At 74.0% G+C, this 13,953-nt stretch carries 12 protein-coding genes; 5 read left to right on the top strand and 7 right to left on the bottom strand.

What is annotated here, in order from left to right:
* Nucleotides 1-71 precede the first annotated feature (71 nt).
* Entirely contained in the window at nucleotides 72-263 is a 192-nt protein-coding gene (locus ACFFHU_RS15110) for a DUF2795 domain-containing protein (RefSeq protein ID WP_377339273.1), read from the top strand.
* Between the two features lie 65 nt (nucleotides 264-328).
* Here ACFFHU_RS15110 and ACFFHU_RS15105 read toward each other — a convergent pair whose 3' ends face one another.
* From ACFFHU_RS15105 to ACFFHU_RS15090, 4 genes are all read right to left on the bottom strand, one after another.
* The gene (locus tag ACFFHU_RS15105) at nucleotides 329-1,465 is read right to left on the bottom strand and encodes a glutathione-independent formaldehyde dehydrogenase (protein ID WP_377339271.1); all 1,137 of its coding nucleotides are present in this window, start codon (nucleotides 1,463-1,465) and stop codon (nucleotides 329-331) included.
* A 98-nt stretch (nucleotides 1,466-1,563) separates the two neighbouring features.
* Complete coding sequence (gene erm, locus ACFFHU_RS15100; RefSeq protein WP_377339796.1) at nucleotides 1,564-2,343, bottom strand: ErmE/ErmH/ErmO/ErmR family 23S rRNA (adenine(2058)-N(6))-methyltransferase; 780 nt, start codon at nucleotides 2,341-2,343, stop codon at nucleotides 1,564-1,566.
* A gap of 675 nt (nucleotides 2,344-3,018) precedes the next feature.
* Nucleotides 3,019-3,918: a Gfo/Idh/MocA family protein gene (locus ACFFHU_RS15095; protein ID WP_377339269.1), complete on the bottom strand. Its 900-nt coding sequence runs from the start codon at nucleotides 3,916-3,918 to the stop codon at nucleotides 3,019-3,021.
* Nucleotides 3,919-4,298: 380 nt separating this feature from the next.
* On the bottom strand, nucleotides 4,299-5,024 hold the full coding sequence (locus tag ACFFHU_RS15090) for a hypothetical protein (RefSeq protein ID WP_377339268.1): 726 nt from the start codon (nucleotides 5,022-5,024) through the stop codon (nucleotides 4,299-4,301).
* Between the two features lie 175 nt (nucleotides 5,025-5,199).
* Between ACFFHU_RS15090 and ACFFHU_RS15085 the strand changes: the two genes are divergently transcribed.
* Nucleotides 5,200-5,592 (top strand): hypothetical protein, encoded by a 393-nt coding sequence (locus ACFFHU_RS15085; RefSeq protein ID WP_377339267.1) that lies wholly within the window; start codon nucleotides 5,200-5,202, stop codon nucleotides 5,590-5,592.
* Nucleotides 5,585-5,989, top strand: coding sequence for a hypothetical protein (locus ACFFHU_RS15080; RefSeq protein ID WP_377339265.1), 405 nt, complete (start codon nucleotides 5,585-5,587; stop codon nucleotides 5,987-5,989). Before ACFFHU_RS15085 ends, ACFFHU_RS15080 begins: the two co-directional genes overlap by 8 nt.
* A gap of 99 nt (nucleotides 5,990-6,088) precedes the next feature.
* Here the strand turns inward: ACFFHU_RS15080 and fabG are convergent, their stop codons facing one another.
* Together fabG and ACFFHU_RS15070 are read right to left on the bottom strand one after the other, a co-directional pair.
* Nucleotides 6,089-6,847: a 3-oxoacyl-ACP reductase FabG gene (gene fabG / locus ACFFHU_RS15075; RefSeq protein ID WP_377339264.1), complete on the bottom strand. Its 759-nt coding sequence runs from the start codon at nucleotides 6,845-6,847 to the stop codon at nucleotides 6,089-6,091.
* Between the two features lie 163 nt (nucleotides 6,848-7,010).
* Nucleotides 7,011-8,693, bottom strand: a complete 1,683-nt coding sequence (locus ACFFHU_RS15070; protein ID WP_377339262.1) for an alpha-amylase family protein — start codon at nucleotides 8,691-8,693, stop codon at nucleotides 7,011-7,013.
* A 226-nt stretch (nucleotides 8,694-8,919) separates the two neighbouring features.
* Here ACFFHU_RS15070 and ACFFHU_RS15065 point away from each other — a divergent pair, with 226 nt between their 5' ends.
* A complete protein-coding gene (locus ACFFHU_RS15065; RefSeq protein WP_377339261.1) occupies nucleotides 8,920-9,528 on the top strand; it encodes a DUF1349 domain-containing protein in 609 nt (202 codons plus the stop codon).
* A gap of 97 nt (nucleotides 9,529-9,625) precedes the next feature.
* Nucleotides 9,626-10,276, top strand: coding sequence for a DedA family protein (locus tag ACFFHU_RS15060; protein ID WP_377339259.1), 651 nt, complete (start codon nucleotides 9,626-9,628; stop codon nucleotides 10,274-10,276).
* An 18-nt stretch (nucleotides 10,277-10,294) separates the two neighbouring features.
* On the opposite strand, the gene lysX is transcribed toward ACFFHU_RS15060, so the two are convergent.
* Nucleotides 10,295-13,666 carry a bifunctional lysylphosphatidylglycerol synthetase/lysine--tRNA ligase LysX gene (gene lysX / locus ACFFHU_RS15055; RefSeq protein WP_377339793.1) on the bottom strand — a complete coding sequence of 1,124 codons (3,372 nt, stop codon included), beginning with the start codon at nucleotides 13,664-13,666 and terminating at the stop codon, nucleotides 10,295-10,297.
* Between the last annotated feature and the right edge of the window lie 287 nt (nucleotides 13,667-13,953).

The following is a 13,953-nucleotide window of genomic DNA, read 5'->3' as shown; positions in this document are numbered from 1 at the left end:
CCCGGCGATTCGCGGACAAACCCGCAGCCAGCGGCGGGTGTGACCGCCCCCGGCAGCGGGTAGCCAACGGCATGGCCGTCAACGTCACGCAGTTGCAGGACTACCTCGAGGGACTCGATTTCCCCGTCTCCCGGGAGGACGTGGTGCGCCGGGCGCAGGAGAACGGCGCCAGCACCGCCGTGCTGCAACTGCTCCGTTCGCTGCCCGTCGAGGAGTTCGACTCGCCAACCGAGGTGGGCGAGTCGCTCAGCGAACTCGCCTGAGCCGAAGGAAGGGCCCCTTACTATCGCTTTTTGTATAGGAAGGGGCCCTTCCTAACCGGGTCAGATCAGGGGTGCAGCAGCACCTTCGTGTAACCGTCGACCCGCTTGTCGAACTTCTCGTACGCGTCCGGCGCCTGGTCCAGGGACACCTCGTGGGAGACGAGGAACGACGGGTTCGCCCGGCCCTGGATGATCAGGTCGCGCAGGTGCTCGTTGTAGCGCTTCACCGGGGCCTGGCCGGTGCCCATCTGCAGGCCCTTCTGCCAGAACTTGCCGTAGTTGAACCCGATCCGGCCCTCCTTGGCCGGGTCGTTGGCCGCGCCGGGGTCCTGCGGCACGTACACGCCGATGACCCCGAGGCCGCCGGTGCTGCGCACCACCTGCACCAGGTTGTCGAGCACCAGCTCCGGGTGCTCCTGACCGGTGGCGTCGTGCGCCTGGTAGCCGACCGCCTCCACACCACGGTCCACGCCCAGGCCGCCGGTGGCGTCCAGGATCTGCTCGACCGGGTCACCGGCGCCGAAGTCGACCGGCGTGGCGCCGATCCGCTTGGCCAGGTCGAGCCGGTCCGCCTCCTTGTCCACCACGAACACCCGGCTGGCGCCCCGGATCAGCGCGCTGTGCGCGGCCAGCAAGCCGACCGGCCCGGCGCCGAAGACGGCCACCTCGTCGCCCGGCTCCACCCCGGCCAGCTCGGTGCCGTGGTACGCGGTCGGGAAGATGTCCGACAGCATCGTGAAGTCGTTCTCGAACTGGTTGCCCTCGGGCAGCGTCAACAGGTTGAAGTCCGCGTACGGCACGCGCAGGTACTCCGCCTGGCCGCCGTCGTACGGGCCCATCTGCGAGTATCCGTAGGCGGCGCCGTCCACCCCCTCCGTGGGGTTGGTGCGCAGACAGAACGAGGTCCAGCCGGTCACGCAGTTGCGGCAGGTGCCGCAGGCGATGTTGAACGGCACGGAGACCCGGTCGCCGACCCGGATCCGGTCCACGGCCGGGCCGACCTCCTGCACCACGCCCATGTTCTCGTGGCCGAGCACCTTGCCCTCATCGACGGCGGCGCGGCCCTCGTACATGTGCAGGTCGGAGCCGCAGATGTTGGTAGTTGTGATCTTGATGATGGCGTCGGTCGGCTTTTCGATCCGCGGATCCGGCACCTCACGGACCTCGACCGAGCGCGGCCCCGCGTAGACGACTGCCCTCATGCCCCGCCTCCCTGTTCGTCGGTTGTTGCGTCGATTTCTCCTTCACCAGTGCCCCGTGGACATCGTTGAAACCCTTTCGCGGCCCGGAGAGACGACGCTCACCGCAGCAGCCGGAACAGCGCGAGCCACTGCTCCGGCCAGACCAGGCCGACCGGGGTGTCCCGGCCCAGCCGGGCGGCCCGGAAGGCGGCGTCCAGCCGGGCCGGCGCGTGCTGCCCGCGCAGGGACGCGTAGAGCGAACCGCCCGCGCCGGTGAACCCCCGGCGCACCATCCGCTCGTACCCGGGCAGCTGCCCGGACGGCAGCAGCGGCGCGGCCCGCCGGTCCAGCCGCAGAATCCCGGCGTCCACCGCGGGCGCCGGCCGGAACGCGGACCGGGGCACCCGGCCGGCCATCCGCCACCGCCAGCGCGGCCAGGTCAGGATCGTCAGCCGGCTCCACCGGTCGAAGTCGCCGGTGCGCTTGCGCGCGTACTCCAGCTGGGTCAGCAGGGTCGCGGACCGCAACCCGGGCGCGGCCAGACACCAGTCCACCACCCGGGCGGTGAGCGCCCACGGGATGTTGCCGACCACCGCGAACGGTTCGTCGGGGGCCGGCGCCGCGAGAAAGTCGGCCGGCCGCACCACGACCCGGGGCAGGTCCGCGCAGCCGGCCGCCAGCCGGCCCGCCAGCTCCGGATCGATCTCGTACGCCTCGACCCGGCAGCCCCGGGCGGCCAGCGCCCGGGTCAGCCCGCCCGGACCGGCGCCCACCTCCAGCACCAGGTCATCCGGTTCGGGCCGGGCGGCCTGCACGATCCGGCGCAAGGCGGCCGGATCGGCGAGGAAGTTCTGCGAGAGCACCCGACGGGACCGGTCGCGTTCGGTCCGCCGGGGCAGCCGGCGGGCGGACCGGGACAGATTGCCGGGCTCCGGACGGCCGGTGGGCCGGGATCGGTCGGTGGGCGGGACGGGACCGTCGGGCAGAGAGCGGTCGCTGAGCAGGGAACGGTCGCTGGGCAGGGAACGGTCGTCGGGCAGGGAACGGCCGTCGGGCAGGGAACGGTCGCTGGGCAGGGAACGGCCGTCGGGCAGGGAACGGTCGTACGGTCGGTGGGAGGCCACGGCCTGGGTCCTTCGCTGCCGCCCGGGCGGGCGGCGGACGGGGCAGGCCCGGGCGGCACGAAACAGGTGCGCCGAACGCGGGCCTGACGAGTGATCAGGACTCGTCGGCCCCGGCGGAGCGGGAGACGCGGGCGGGCAGGCGGCACCCGGCGTCGTGCGTCGCGGGCGACGGCGACGCGGCGGCGGACGGGTGCGTGCGGGAGCCCTGCTTCAGGCGGCGTCCCGGCGCGCGGCCGGGGCGGTACGCCGGCTCCAGGGGCGGGCCACCCGGCGGGGGCCCGCGGCGGCCGGCGTACCGGCGCCGTCGATCAGAGCGTGTGCCACGGTGGCGACGCTAGCCCCGGCGGGTCAGCACGGACAACCGGATTTCCCGCCGGCCGCGCGCCCCGCCGGGCAGCCCGTTAACAAGGGACCCTTCCTCTACCGGAAACGATAAAAGGGGGCCCTTCCTTACAGCGGGACGGTGCGGCCCTCGGCCCGGGCGGCGTCGGCGGCGGCCAGCACCGCCACCACGTCGCGGGCGAACCGTACGTCGCAGGCGTGCTCGCGGACGCCCGACTCGACCTGCTCGACCAGCTGGTCGATGGCCCGGCCGAGGGCGTCGACGGCGGAGCCGGTCCCGTCGGGCACCTCGTCGACCCCGGACTCGCCGTAGAAGCGGACCGCGCGAGCCTTCGCGGCCGGCGGCGCGTCCAGGGTCAGCGACAGGTTGCTGGTGGCGCCGGAGTCGTGGGTCAGCAGCAGATCCACCATCCCGCGCGGCCCGTCCATGGCCGCCACCCGGGTCACCCGACCGAGCACCGGCACGAGCAGCGACAGGGCGTGCGGGCCGATGTCCCACAGCGCGCCGTGCTCGTGCCGCCAGCGCGAGTCACCGTACGGGTTGCCCGGCTCGTAGATCGAGGCGTGCATGGTGACGCTCGCGCCGTGCCAGTCACCGGTCGCCGCGACCGTGGCCAGGTGCGAGGCGATGTTCTCGATGAACCGGTTGGTGAAGAAGACCACCGAGGCCACCCCGGCCTGGTCGGCGGCGCTCACCAGCCGGTCGGCCGCGGCCACGCTGAGCGCCACCGGCTTGTCCAGCAGCAGGTGCCGGCCCGCGCTGGCCACGCCGACCGCGAGTTCGGCCTGCACGTCCGGCGGCACGGCGAACGCCACCGCGTCGACGGCCTCGGTCAGCGCGTCCGTCGAGTCGAAGGCCGGCACCCCGTACCGGTCGGCCAGCGCCCGGGCCTTGTCCGGGTTGCGGCCCCAGACCCCGGCCAGCCGGGCCCGCGGATGGGCCGCGAGCGCGGCCGCGTGCGTCTCGGCCGCCCAGTGGCCCGTTCCGAAGACTCCAAAGCTCAGCACCGCAGACCCCTTCCGGTCGGTTTGTGCGGAAGACGTCATTCCTAACACGGCGGCGGGTCCGCCGCCGGGCAGCGCCGGCCAACGCCGGGCGCGGCGAACGGCGATCGGGGCCCGCCCGCCACCGCGCGGCGCGCGGCCGGACCCGTTACCGGCCTAAGCGGCGCGCGGCGGGACCCGTTACCGGCCTAAGCGGCGCGCGGCGGGACCCGTTACCGGCCTAAGCGGCGCGCGGCGGGACCCGTTACCGGCCGGCGCGGCGCGCGGCCGGAACCATTACCGGCGGGCGCGGCGCGGACCGTTACCGGCCGGCGCGTCCGGACCGTTACCGGCCGGCGCGGCGCGTCCGGACCGTTACCGGCCGGCGCGGCGCGTCCGGACCGTTACCGGCCGGCGCGGCGCGTCCGGGACCGGCCCCGCCGGCCGCGAGCCGCGGCCGCCACCGCGTCCTGGGCGATCTGCGCCTCGGCCGCGGACTGCGCCGCCTCGGTGAGCAGCGCCTCGGCGGCCACCTCGGCCACCCGGGCGGCCTGGTCGGCCCGGCGCAGCTGCGCCACCGCGCGGTCGTACTCGCGGCGGGCCGCCATGGACTCCCGCTGCAGCCGGTCGGCGGTCCACTCCCGCTCCTCCTGGGCCGGGTCGTGGTCGCCGGTGAGCCGCCACACCTCGCGCAGCTCGCGTACCGAGATGTCACCCCGGCGGTACGCGGACAGCGCGGCCCGGGAGACCTCGCGGCGCGACTCCGGGTCGCCGCCCGCCTCGACCAGAGCCGGCGGCGCGGCCCGGCGGCCCTCGGCCACCTCCCGGAACGCGCTCTCGAACGCCTGCTCGGCGCGTTCCTGCGCGTCCCACGCCTCGTCCCGGGCCCGTTGCGCGGCGGCCCGGCCCGCGCCGGCCTCGGCCGCCACCGCGGCCGCCCGCTGGGCGTCGGCCTGCGCCGCGGCGGCGTGTTCGGTGAGTTCCGCGGCCTCGGCCGCCAGCCGTTCGGGATCCTCGCCCGGCTCGCCCGGACGCTCCATCACGACGGCGAGGCCGAGCAGGCCGAGGACGGCCACTCCGCCGACCATGACCAACGCCCACACGCCCGCCGCACCCACGGTGATGAACACTCCCCGACGCCGAGAGGTCCCAAACCACCGCAATGATAGACGTACATTTATGTCCTGACCAGGCCGTCCGCGCCGCCGGATGGACCGACCGGCACGGTCGGCATGGTCGACGCCGGCGGGCCGGTCCCGGTCAGTAGGCTGGGCCGGTGATCGACCCTCAGTTCTTGGGTACGCGGTGATCCACGCCACCGCCGCGTCCCCGGTGCACGGTCCCGTGGCCACCGTGCCGATCGTGCTGTCGCTCATCCTCGCGGCGTGGGCGTTGGTGGCGACGGTGCGCGACCGCGCGCCGGACCGCTGGCAGCTGATCGGGCTCGGCGTGGTCGAGGTGGCCCTGCTGGTGCTCGGCGTCGCCGCGGCCGTCGCGCTCGGCGGCGGGCAACGGCCCGGCGAGCCCGGCGTCTTCGCCGGCTACCTGGTCACGCTGGTCTGCCTGCCGCCGCTGGCCTTCGTGCTGGCCCGGATGGAGCCGACCCGGTGGGGTTCCGGGATCGTGACCGTGGTCTGCCTGGTGATCCCCGTGGTCGTGGTGCGGCTCCAGCAGACCTGGCAGGTGACCGGTGGCTGAGCCCGGCCGGGCGGTCAACAGCGGGCCCGGGCGGGTGCTCGTGGCGGTCTACCTGCTGTTCGCCGTGGCGGCCACGTCCCGGGCCGGCTACCAGCTGGCCGTCAAGTTCCAGGACGCGCCGGTGGCATACCTGCTCTCCGCGCTGGCCGCGGTGATCTACATCCTGGCCACCATCGGGCTGGCCCGCGGCGGCAGCGGCGGCCGGCGCACCGCGCTGGTCTGCTGCACCGTCGAGTTCCTCGGCGTGCTGGCGGTTGGGGTGCTCAGCCTGGTCGACCGCGGGCTCTTCCCGCACGACACGGTCTGGTCGCGGTTCGGTCAGGGCTACGGGTACGTCCCGCTCGTGCTGCCGCTGCTCGGCCTGCTCTGGCTGCGCCGCACCCGCCCGCGCCCCTGACCTCCGCCCCGGATCTGACTCAGCCGAGATCTTGGAATTTGGTGCCCCTCGCGGGGCAGCAGAATACGAAGATCCCGACCGGGGACCGGCGGTGCGGGGTTAGTCCTTGGGGCCGCCGGCCACGTAGATGACCTGGCCGGAGACGAACCCGGCGCCCTCGCTGGCCAGGAACGCGATGGTGTGCGCCACGTCCTCCGGCCGGCCCACCCGGCGGACCGGGATCTCGGCGGCCGCGTGCTTCTGCAGGTCGGCGAAGTCGATGCCCATCCGGGCCGCCGTGGCCGCGGTCATGTCGGTGGCGATGAAGCCGGGCGCCACCGCGTTGACGGTTACCCCGAACTGGCCCAGCTCGATGGCCAGGGTCTTGGTGAAGCCCTGCATGCCGGCCTTGGCGGCCGAGTAGTTGGCCTGACCACGGTTGCCCAGCGCGGAGGTGCTGGACAGGTTGATGATCCGCCCCCACCGCTGCTCGACCATGTGCTGCTGGGCCGCCTGGCTGAACAGGAAAGCGCCCCGCAGGTGCACGGCCAGCACGGTGTCCCAGTCGTCCTCGGTCATCTTGAACAGCAGGTTGTCGCGGAGCACACCGGCGTTGTTGACCAGCACCGAGGGCGCGCCCAGCTCATCGGCCACCCGGCGTACCGCGTCCTGGACCTGAGCCCGGTCCGACACGTCGGCGCCGATCCCGACCGCCCGCCCGCCGCCGGCGGTGATCGCCTCGGCGGTGATCCGCGCGGCGGCCTCTTCGACGTCCACCACGGCCACGGCGTGGCCGTCGTCGGCCAGCCGGCGGGCCGTGGCCGCGCCGATCCCGCGGGCGGCTCCGGTGACGATGGCGACGCGGGGCTGATCCGGCATTTTCTACCTCCCGGTAACGTACGGCTGGGTGCGGAGCTTAACCCAGCCGTACGCCGACCGGCGCCGGTCGGCGCCGCCGGGAGGCCGCGGACCTCCCGGCGGGCGCGGGCCCTCCCGCCGGGCGCGGGCCCTCCCGCCGGGCGCGGGCCCTCCCGGCGATCACTCAGGCCGTGGCGGAGCTGGCCGGGCTGGACCAGCCGGCGTCGTTGCGGCACAGCCGGATCCACCGGTAGCCGTAGCCGCCCAGGTGCAGCGCGTCCAGCTTGCCGACCGCGTCGTACGGGCGGTCGGTGAGCACGTCGGTCGGCTGGTGCGCCTCCTCGAACAGCTCGCCGAGGTCCACCGTCACGTCGTCGGTGCCGAGGTTGTGCAGGAACAGCATCGTCCCGGTCGGCCCGTCCGCCCGGTGCGCCAGCACGCCCGACGGCAGGACCTTGTCGATGTGGGTGCAGGTGCCGGAGCCGACCTCCGGCGCCTCCCGCAGGCTGCGGATCATCCGCTCGAACCAGGCCAGCAGCGACCGGTCGTCCCGGCGCTGCGCGGTCACGTTCACCCGCTCGAAGCCGAAGTCGCCCTGGTCCACCACCGGGCGGACCAGCTTCTCGGCCGGCGCCGAGGAGAAGCCGGCGTTCGGCGCGAACGACCACTGCATGGGGGTACGGATCGCGTCCCGGCCCCGCAGCGCGAGGTCGTCGCCCATCCCGATCTCCTCGCCGTACCGCAGCACGGGGGTGCCGCGCAGCGAGAACTGCAGCGCGTACGCCAGCTCGAGGTGCCGCCGGTCGTTGCCGAGCATGGGCGCGAGCCGGCGCCGGATGCCGCGCCCGTACAGCCGCATCTTCTCGTCCGGCCCGAACTTCGCGAACACCTCCTCGCGCTGCTCGGCGGTGAGCCGGGACAGGTCGATCTCGTCGTGGTTGCGCAGGAAGGTGGCCCACTGACCGCCCACCGGCAGCTTCGGGGTGTCCCGCAGGGCCGCGATGATCGGCTCGGGGTCCTCCCGGGCCAGCGCCAGCATCAGCTGCCCGTTGAGCATGAAGTCGAACAGCATGTGCAGCCGGTTGCCCGAGCCGCCCTTGTCACCGAAGTACGCCGGCAGCTGCTCGGGTTCGACGTTCGCCTCGGCCAGCAGCATGGCGTCGCCGCGCCGCCACTGCACGTGCTGGCGCAGCTCGGTGAGGAAGTCGAGGTCCTTGGGGGAATTCGGGTTGCCCGGCTCGGTCAGCTCGATGATGAACGGGACCGCGTCGATGCGGAACCCGGCGACGCCGAGCTGGAGCCAGAAGGAGACGATCTTCTTGATCTCCTCCCGCACGGCCGGGTTGCTGAAGTTGAGGTCCGGCTGGAACTTGTAGAACCGGTGGTAGTACCACGACTTGGCGGTGCGGTCGTAGCTCCAGGTCTCGTTCTGCTCACCGGGGAACACCATGCCCTGGTGCCGGTCGCTGGGCTCGGTGTCGGACCAGACGTACCAGTCCCGGTACGGCGAGTCCGGCGAGGAGCGGGCCGACTGGAACCACGGGTGCTGGTCCGAGGTGTGGTTGACGACCAGGTCGATGATGACCTTGATGCCCCGGTTGCCCGCCTGATGCAGCAGCTCGGCGAAGTCGCCGAGGCTGCCGAACCGCGGGTCGACGTTGTAGAAGTCGGTGGCGTCGTAGCCGTCGTCCCGGTTGGGTGACGGATGCACCGGCTGCAACCACAGGCAGGTCACGCCCAGCCGGGCCAGGTAGTCCAGCCGGCCGATCAGGCCCCGGATGTCCCCGACGCCGTCGCCGTCCGAATCCACGTACGTATCGATGTCGAGGCAGTAGACAACGGCCTCCTGGTACCACCGGTCGCTCATGCGTACCTGGCTTAACCCAACGGCCGACGCGGCAAACCGGCCACAGTGGCCGTTCGCGGCATCCGCCAGGACGGCCGCCCGCGCGCCCGGCTGCGGCGGATCCGGGCGGTCCGGCCGCGGCGGATCCGGACGGTCCGGCCGGCCGTGCGCCGGCTGCGCGCGGCCGTGCCGCCGCGCCGCGCCGCGGGGGCACCGCGGCGCGGCGCCGGCCGGTACCGTGCCTGGAATGGACGACGCGGGACCGGCGGTGCACCGCCGGATCGGCTGGAGCACCGGCACCTGGCTCAACCCCCCGGTACGCAGCCTGCCGCTCGGCGACGGCGAGCTACTGGTCACCGCGGCCGAAGGCACCGACTTCTGGCGCACGACGGCGTACGGCTTCGTACACGACAACGGGCACGCGCTGCTCGCCCCGCTGCCGCCGGACACGGCCGCCGAGGTCCGCTTCGTGGCCGACTACACCGAGCAGTTCGACCAGGCCGGCCTGCTGGTCCGGGTGGACGCCGAACGATGGCTCAAGACCGGGGTGGAGTACTGCGACGGCACCCCCCAACTCGGCGCCGTCCGCACCGATGGCGCCTCGGACTGGTCCACCGCGCCCGTGCCGGAGTGGGCGGGTCGGCCGGTGACGGTCCGGGTGAGCCGCCGGGACGACGCGCTGACCGTGCGGGCCCGGGCCGACGAGGAGCCGTGGCGGCTGGTCCGGCTGGCCCCGCTGGCGCCGGACGTCGAGGCGCTGGCCGGGCCGTACTGCTGCGGGCCCACCCGGGCCGACCTGACGGTCCGGTTTCTCGGCTGGACGGCCGGCCCGGCCGACGCGGCCCTGCATCCCTGACCGGCATGACGCGCGCCACCCGACGGGTATGCAGGGCTTTTCCGGGGTACGGGTAGCTGATCAGGAGACATCCGTTCCGTACCTCCGGGGGTGACCCGTGCTCGCCGACAACGCCGACCCGAGCCAGCTGAGCGGGTTGACCGGCTGGGTCGCCTCGGTGATCGACGCGATCGGGCCGCTCGGCGTGGCGTTGCTGGTGGCGCTGGAGAACATCGTGCCGCCGATCCCCAGCGAGGTCGTCCTGGCCATGGCCGGCTACCTGGCCCGGACCGGCCAGGGCAACGTGGTGCTCGCCGCGCTGGCCGCCACGGCCGGCTCGCTCGGCGGCGCCCTACTGCTGTACTGGCTGGGCCGCGCGGTCGGCGAGGACCGGCTGAAGCGCTGGCTCGATCACGTCCCGCTGGTGGACGCCGACGATCTGGAGCGGGCGGACCGCTGGTTCGACCGGCACGGCTCGTGGGCGGTGCTGATCGGCCGGCTGGTGCCGGTGGTCCGCAGCCTGATCTCCATCCCGGCGGGCGCCGACCGGATGCCGCTGCCGCGCTTCATCCTGCTCACCACGATCGGCAGCGGGGTGTGGAACTCGCTGCTCGTGGGCCTCGGCTATGCGCTCGGCTCCCAATGGCAGCAGGTCGAGCAGTACAACAGCTACCTCAACTGGGCCATCGCCGCCTTCTTCATAGCCGCCGTAGCCTGGTGGGTCACCCAGAAGGTCCGCAAACGTCGCCGCGCCAACCTCACCGCCTGAGCCACCCCCACCCACCTTTCAGCTTTCGCGGACGAAGGGGAAGGGCAAGGTTTCCCGGATCGAGCGGCCGGTGAGCAGCATGACCACCCGGTCCACGCCGATGCCCAGGCCGCCGGTGGGCGGCATGGCGTACTCCAGCGCGGTGAGGAAGTCCTCGTCCAGCTCCATGGCCTCCGGGTCGCCGCCGGCGGCCAGCAGCGACTGCTCGGTGAGCCGGCGGCGCTGCTCCAGCGGGTCGATCAGCTCGGAGTACGCGGTGCCGAGCTCCATCCCGAAGGCGACCAGGTCCCAGCGCTCGGCCAGCCGGGGGTCGCTCCGGTGCGCCCGGGTCAGCGGCGACACCTCGGTGGGGAAGTCGGTGTAGAACGTCGGCGCGCTGGTCCTCGCCTCGACGAGCCGCTCGTACAGCTCCAGCAGCAGCGCGCCCGCGCCCCACTTCGGGTCGTACGGCACGCCCGCCGCGTCGCAGCGCTTGCGCAGCTCGGCGGCGTCCGCGTCCGGGGTGACCAACTCGCCGAGCGCCGCCGAGACGGCCTCGTGGACCGTGCGCACCGGCCACGGCCCGGAGATGTCCACCGGCTCGCCCTCGCCGCCGGGCGGGTAGGCCAGCGCGGCGCCGTGCACCGCCACGGCGGCCGTCTGGATCAGCTCCTGCGCCAGCGTCCGCATCGTGCCGTAGTCCGCGTACGCCTGGTACGCCTCCAGCACGGTGAACTCGGGGTTGTGCGAGAAGTCCACCCCCTCGTTGCGGAACGCCCGGCCCAGCTCGAACACCCGCTCCACGCCGCCCACCGCAAGCCGCTTGAGATAGAGCTCCGGCGCGATCCGCAGGTGCAGCGTGACGTCGTAGGCGTTGCTGTGCGTGCTGAACGGCCGGGCGTTGGCGCCGCCGTGCACCCGCTGCAGCATCGGCGTCTCCACCTCGAGGAAGTCGCGGGACAGCAACGACTCGCGCAGGCTCTGCACGGCCGCGCTGCGCGCCCGCAGCAGCCGGCGGGCCTCCGGGTTGATGGCCAGGTCGAGGTAGCGCTGCCGGACCCGGGCCTCCGGGTCGGCCAGCCCGTGGTGCTTGTCCGGCAGCGGGCGCAGGCACTTGGCGGTCAGCTCCCAGGACCGGACCCGCACGGTCAGCTCGCCCCGCCGGGTGGTCCCCACCTCGCCGGTCACCCCGACGTGGTCGCCCAGGTCGACCGTGCGCCGCCAGCGCTCCAGCCCGCCCTCGGTCTCGCCGTCCAGCATGAGCTGGAGGTCGCCGCTGCCGTCCCGGATCGTCGCGAAGGTCAGCCGGCCGTGGTCGCGGGTCAGCAGCACCCGACCGGCCAGCCGGACCGTCTCCCCGGTCCAGGTGTCGGCGCCCAGCCCGGCGTGCCGGGCCGCCACCGCGGCGCACTCGTCGGTGCGCGGATATCCCACGGGGTACGGGTCGATGCCCGCGGCCCGCAGCCGGTCGAGCTTCTCGACGCGTACCCGGGTCTGTTCCGGAACCGCACGCTGCGGCGCGAGGGGCGGCACCGGCACGACCCCGGCGGCGGCCGGCGCCGCGGCGGCCTCGGTGGCCGGTGGCACGTACTGGACCACGCCGCCCCCGGGCAGCGCGCCGGTGTGCAGCGGCGCCGCCGGGCTGCCGGGCAGCGCCAGGAAGCCCTCGGCGATGGCCGAGGCGAGGCCGACCCGGGCCAGCTCGCGGCGCTCCGCGAAGCAGATGTAGCGCGGCGTCCAGTGCGGTTGGTACTTGGCGTTGGCCCGGTACAGCGACTCCAGCTGCCACCAGCGGGAGAAGAACAACAGGGTGTGCCGCCAGAGCCGGATCACCGGCCCGGCGCCGATCCGGGCGCCCTCCTCGAAGGCCGCCCTGAAGACCGCGAAGTTCAGCGACACCCGCTCCACGCCCAGGGCCGGCGCGGCGGCCATCAGCGCCGACACCATGAACTCCATGGTGCCGTTGTCCGCCGACCGGTCCCGGCGCATGAGGTCCAGGGAGAGCCCGGTCGCGCCCCACGGACTGAACGAGAGCAGCGCCCGGACCGTCCCCGCCGGGTCGCACGCCTCGACCAGCACGCAGTCGGCGTCGGCCGGGTCGCCCAGCCGGCCGAGCGCCATCGAGAAGCCGCGCTCGCCCTCGGTGTCCCGCCACGCGGTGGCGAGCCGAGCCAGCTCGGCCAGTTCCCCGGCGGGGATGTCGCGGTGCCGGCGCAGCCGGGCCGTCCAGCCGGCCCGCTCAAGCCGGCGGACGGCCTGGCGCACCGGCTTCATGTCCGGCCGGTCCAGCGCGTACTCGCGGACCAGCAGGATCGCCTCGTCGCCGAGGTGCAGCACCTTGAGGCCGGCCCGGGAGAAGGCGTTGGCGCCCGCCTCCCCGGCGCCCATCACGGCGGGCGTCCAGGCGTACGCCCGGGCCTGCTCGAGCCAGGCCGCGATGGCCGGTGGCCACGCCTCCGGGTCGCCCACCGGGTCACCGCTGGCCAGCGTCACGCCGTTGACCACCCGGTAGGTCACGGCCGCCTTGCCGCTCGGGGAGAAGATCGCCGCCTTGTCCCGGCGGGTGGCGAAGTAGCCGAGCGAGTCGCGCTCGCCGTACTCGGCCAGCAGCACCCGGATCCGCTGCTCGTCCTCCGGCCGGAGCACGGCGGCGGCCTGCTGCGAGCGCAGCAGCGTGCGCAACGCGGCGAGCAGGGCGATCGCGCCGAACAGGCCGAGCAGCAGGTTGACCCAGCCGGGCGCGTGGCCGGGCCGGGTGAGGTCGATGACGATGGCGCCACCGAACACCCGCTCGACGGCGTACCCGAGCCGGTCGCGGGTGCCGCCCAGGCTGCCGGGGAAGGCGGTCAGCAACAGATAGCCCAGCAGCACGGCGGCGGCGGCCGACCCGGCGAAGACGGCCGCGGCCCGCCGGGCGCTGCCCGGCCGGACCCGGGCGTAGAACTCGCGCCGGGCCAGCACCAGCAGCAACAGGGACGCCACGGCGAAGCCGGTGCCGGCCCACACCCCCACCACGTCGAAGTCGCTGAACAGCCGACGCCCGGCCCGGTCCACCAGCTCCTCGCCGGGAACGGTGAGGATGAGCCCCCCGGCCAGCGCGTCGAAGATCAGGCTGAGCGAGAAGTAGCCCACCAGCGCCCAGTACGCCGCCCGCTTCCGCCGCCGGGTGGCCGCCGCGAGGGTGGCCAGGAAGGCCGCGTACGCGAGGTTGGCCGGCGCCGGGATGATCAGCGCGTCGATGGTCCGGCGAAGCGGCTGGAAGTCGTTCCGGAAGGCGCTGCTCAGCGCCGCCAGCGCGCAGATGATGGCCACCGTACGCAGCAGGATGGCGAACGCCCGCGGGATGTGCCGGCGCCAGCCCGTCCTCGGATGGTCGGTCGCCCCGCTGTTCCGGGCGCGCCGCGCCGGCATCGTCACCGCTGACCCTCCGTATGGGATAAACTATCCTAAACTGGACAGCCGGCCCGGGCATCCCGGTGGCGTCGTGGCCATCGTACGAGCCGGAGCTTGGCTCGATGTGTGCGGCGCGTGCGCCCGGTTCCGGCCGGTGCGTGGGCGCGTGTTCATCCGGCCCGGGAACGCGTTGTCCCCGGGTTTGGGAGCGCGGTTTCCGGCCGGCGCGACCGTGGGTAAAACGGGCACCGGGTCCACGTCGTCAGGATGGGCCACAGCGGCGGACAACACAGACAGGCGGTGCG

This window comes from Plantactinospora siamensis (genome assembly GCF_042434095.1).
Classification (GTDB): Bacteria; Actinomycetota; Actinomycetes; order Mycobacteriales; family Micromonosporaceae; genus KBS50.
Note: the sequence above shows the minus strand (reverse complement) of the source record. Positions and strands in the feature narration are given on the sequence as shown.

Coding starts and splice junctions, on each gene's coding strand:
- ACFFHU_RS15070 (WP_377339262.1), bottom strand. CDS start 8,693: ATGAGCGACCGGTGGTACCAGGAGGCCGTTGTCTACTGCCTCGACATC.
- ACFFHU_RS15105 (WP_377339271.1), bottom strand. CDS start 1,465: ATGAGGGCAGTCGTCTACGCGGGGCCGCGCTCGGTCGAGGTCCGTGAG.
- ACFFHU_RS15065 (WP_377339261.1), top strand. CDS start 8,920: ATGGACGACGCGGGACCGGCGGTGCACCGCCGGATCGGCTGGAGCACC.
- ACFFHU_RS15110 (WP_377339273.1), top strand. CDS start 72: ATGGCCGTCAACGTCACGCAGTTGCAGGACTACCTCGAGGGACTCGAT.
- lysX (WP_377339793.1), bottom strand. CDS start 13,666: ATGCCGGCGCGGCGCGCCCGGAACAGCGGGGCGACCGACCATCCGAGG.
- fabG (WP_377339264.1), bottom strand. CDS start 6,847: ATGCCGGATCAGCCCCGCGTCGCCATCGTCACCGGAGCCGCCCGCGGG.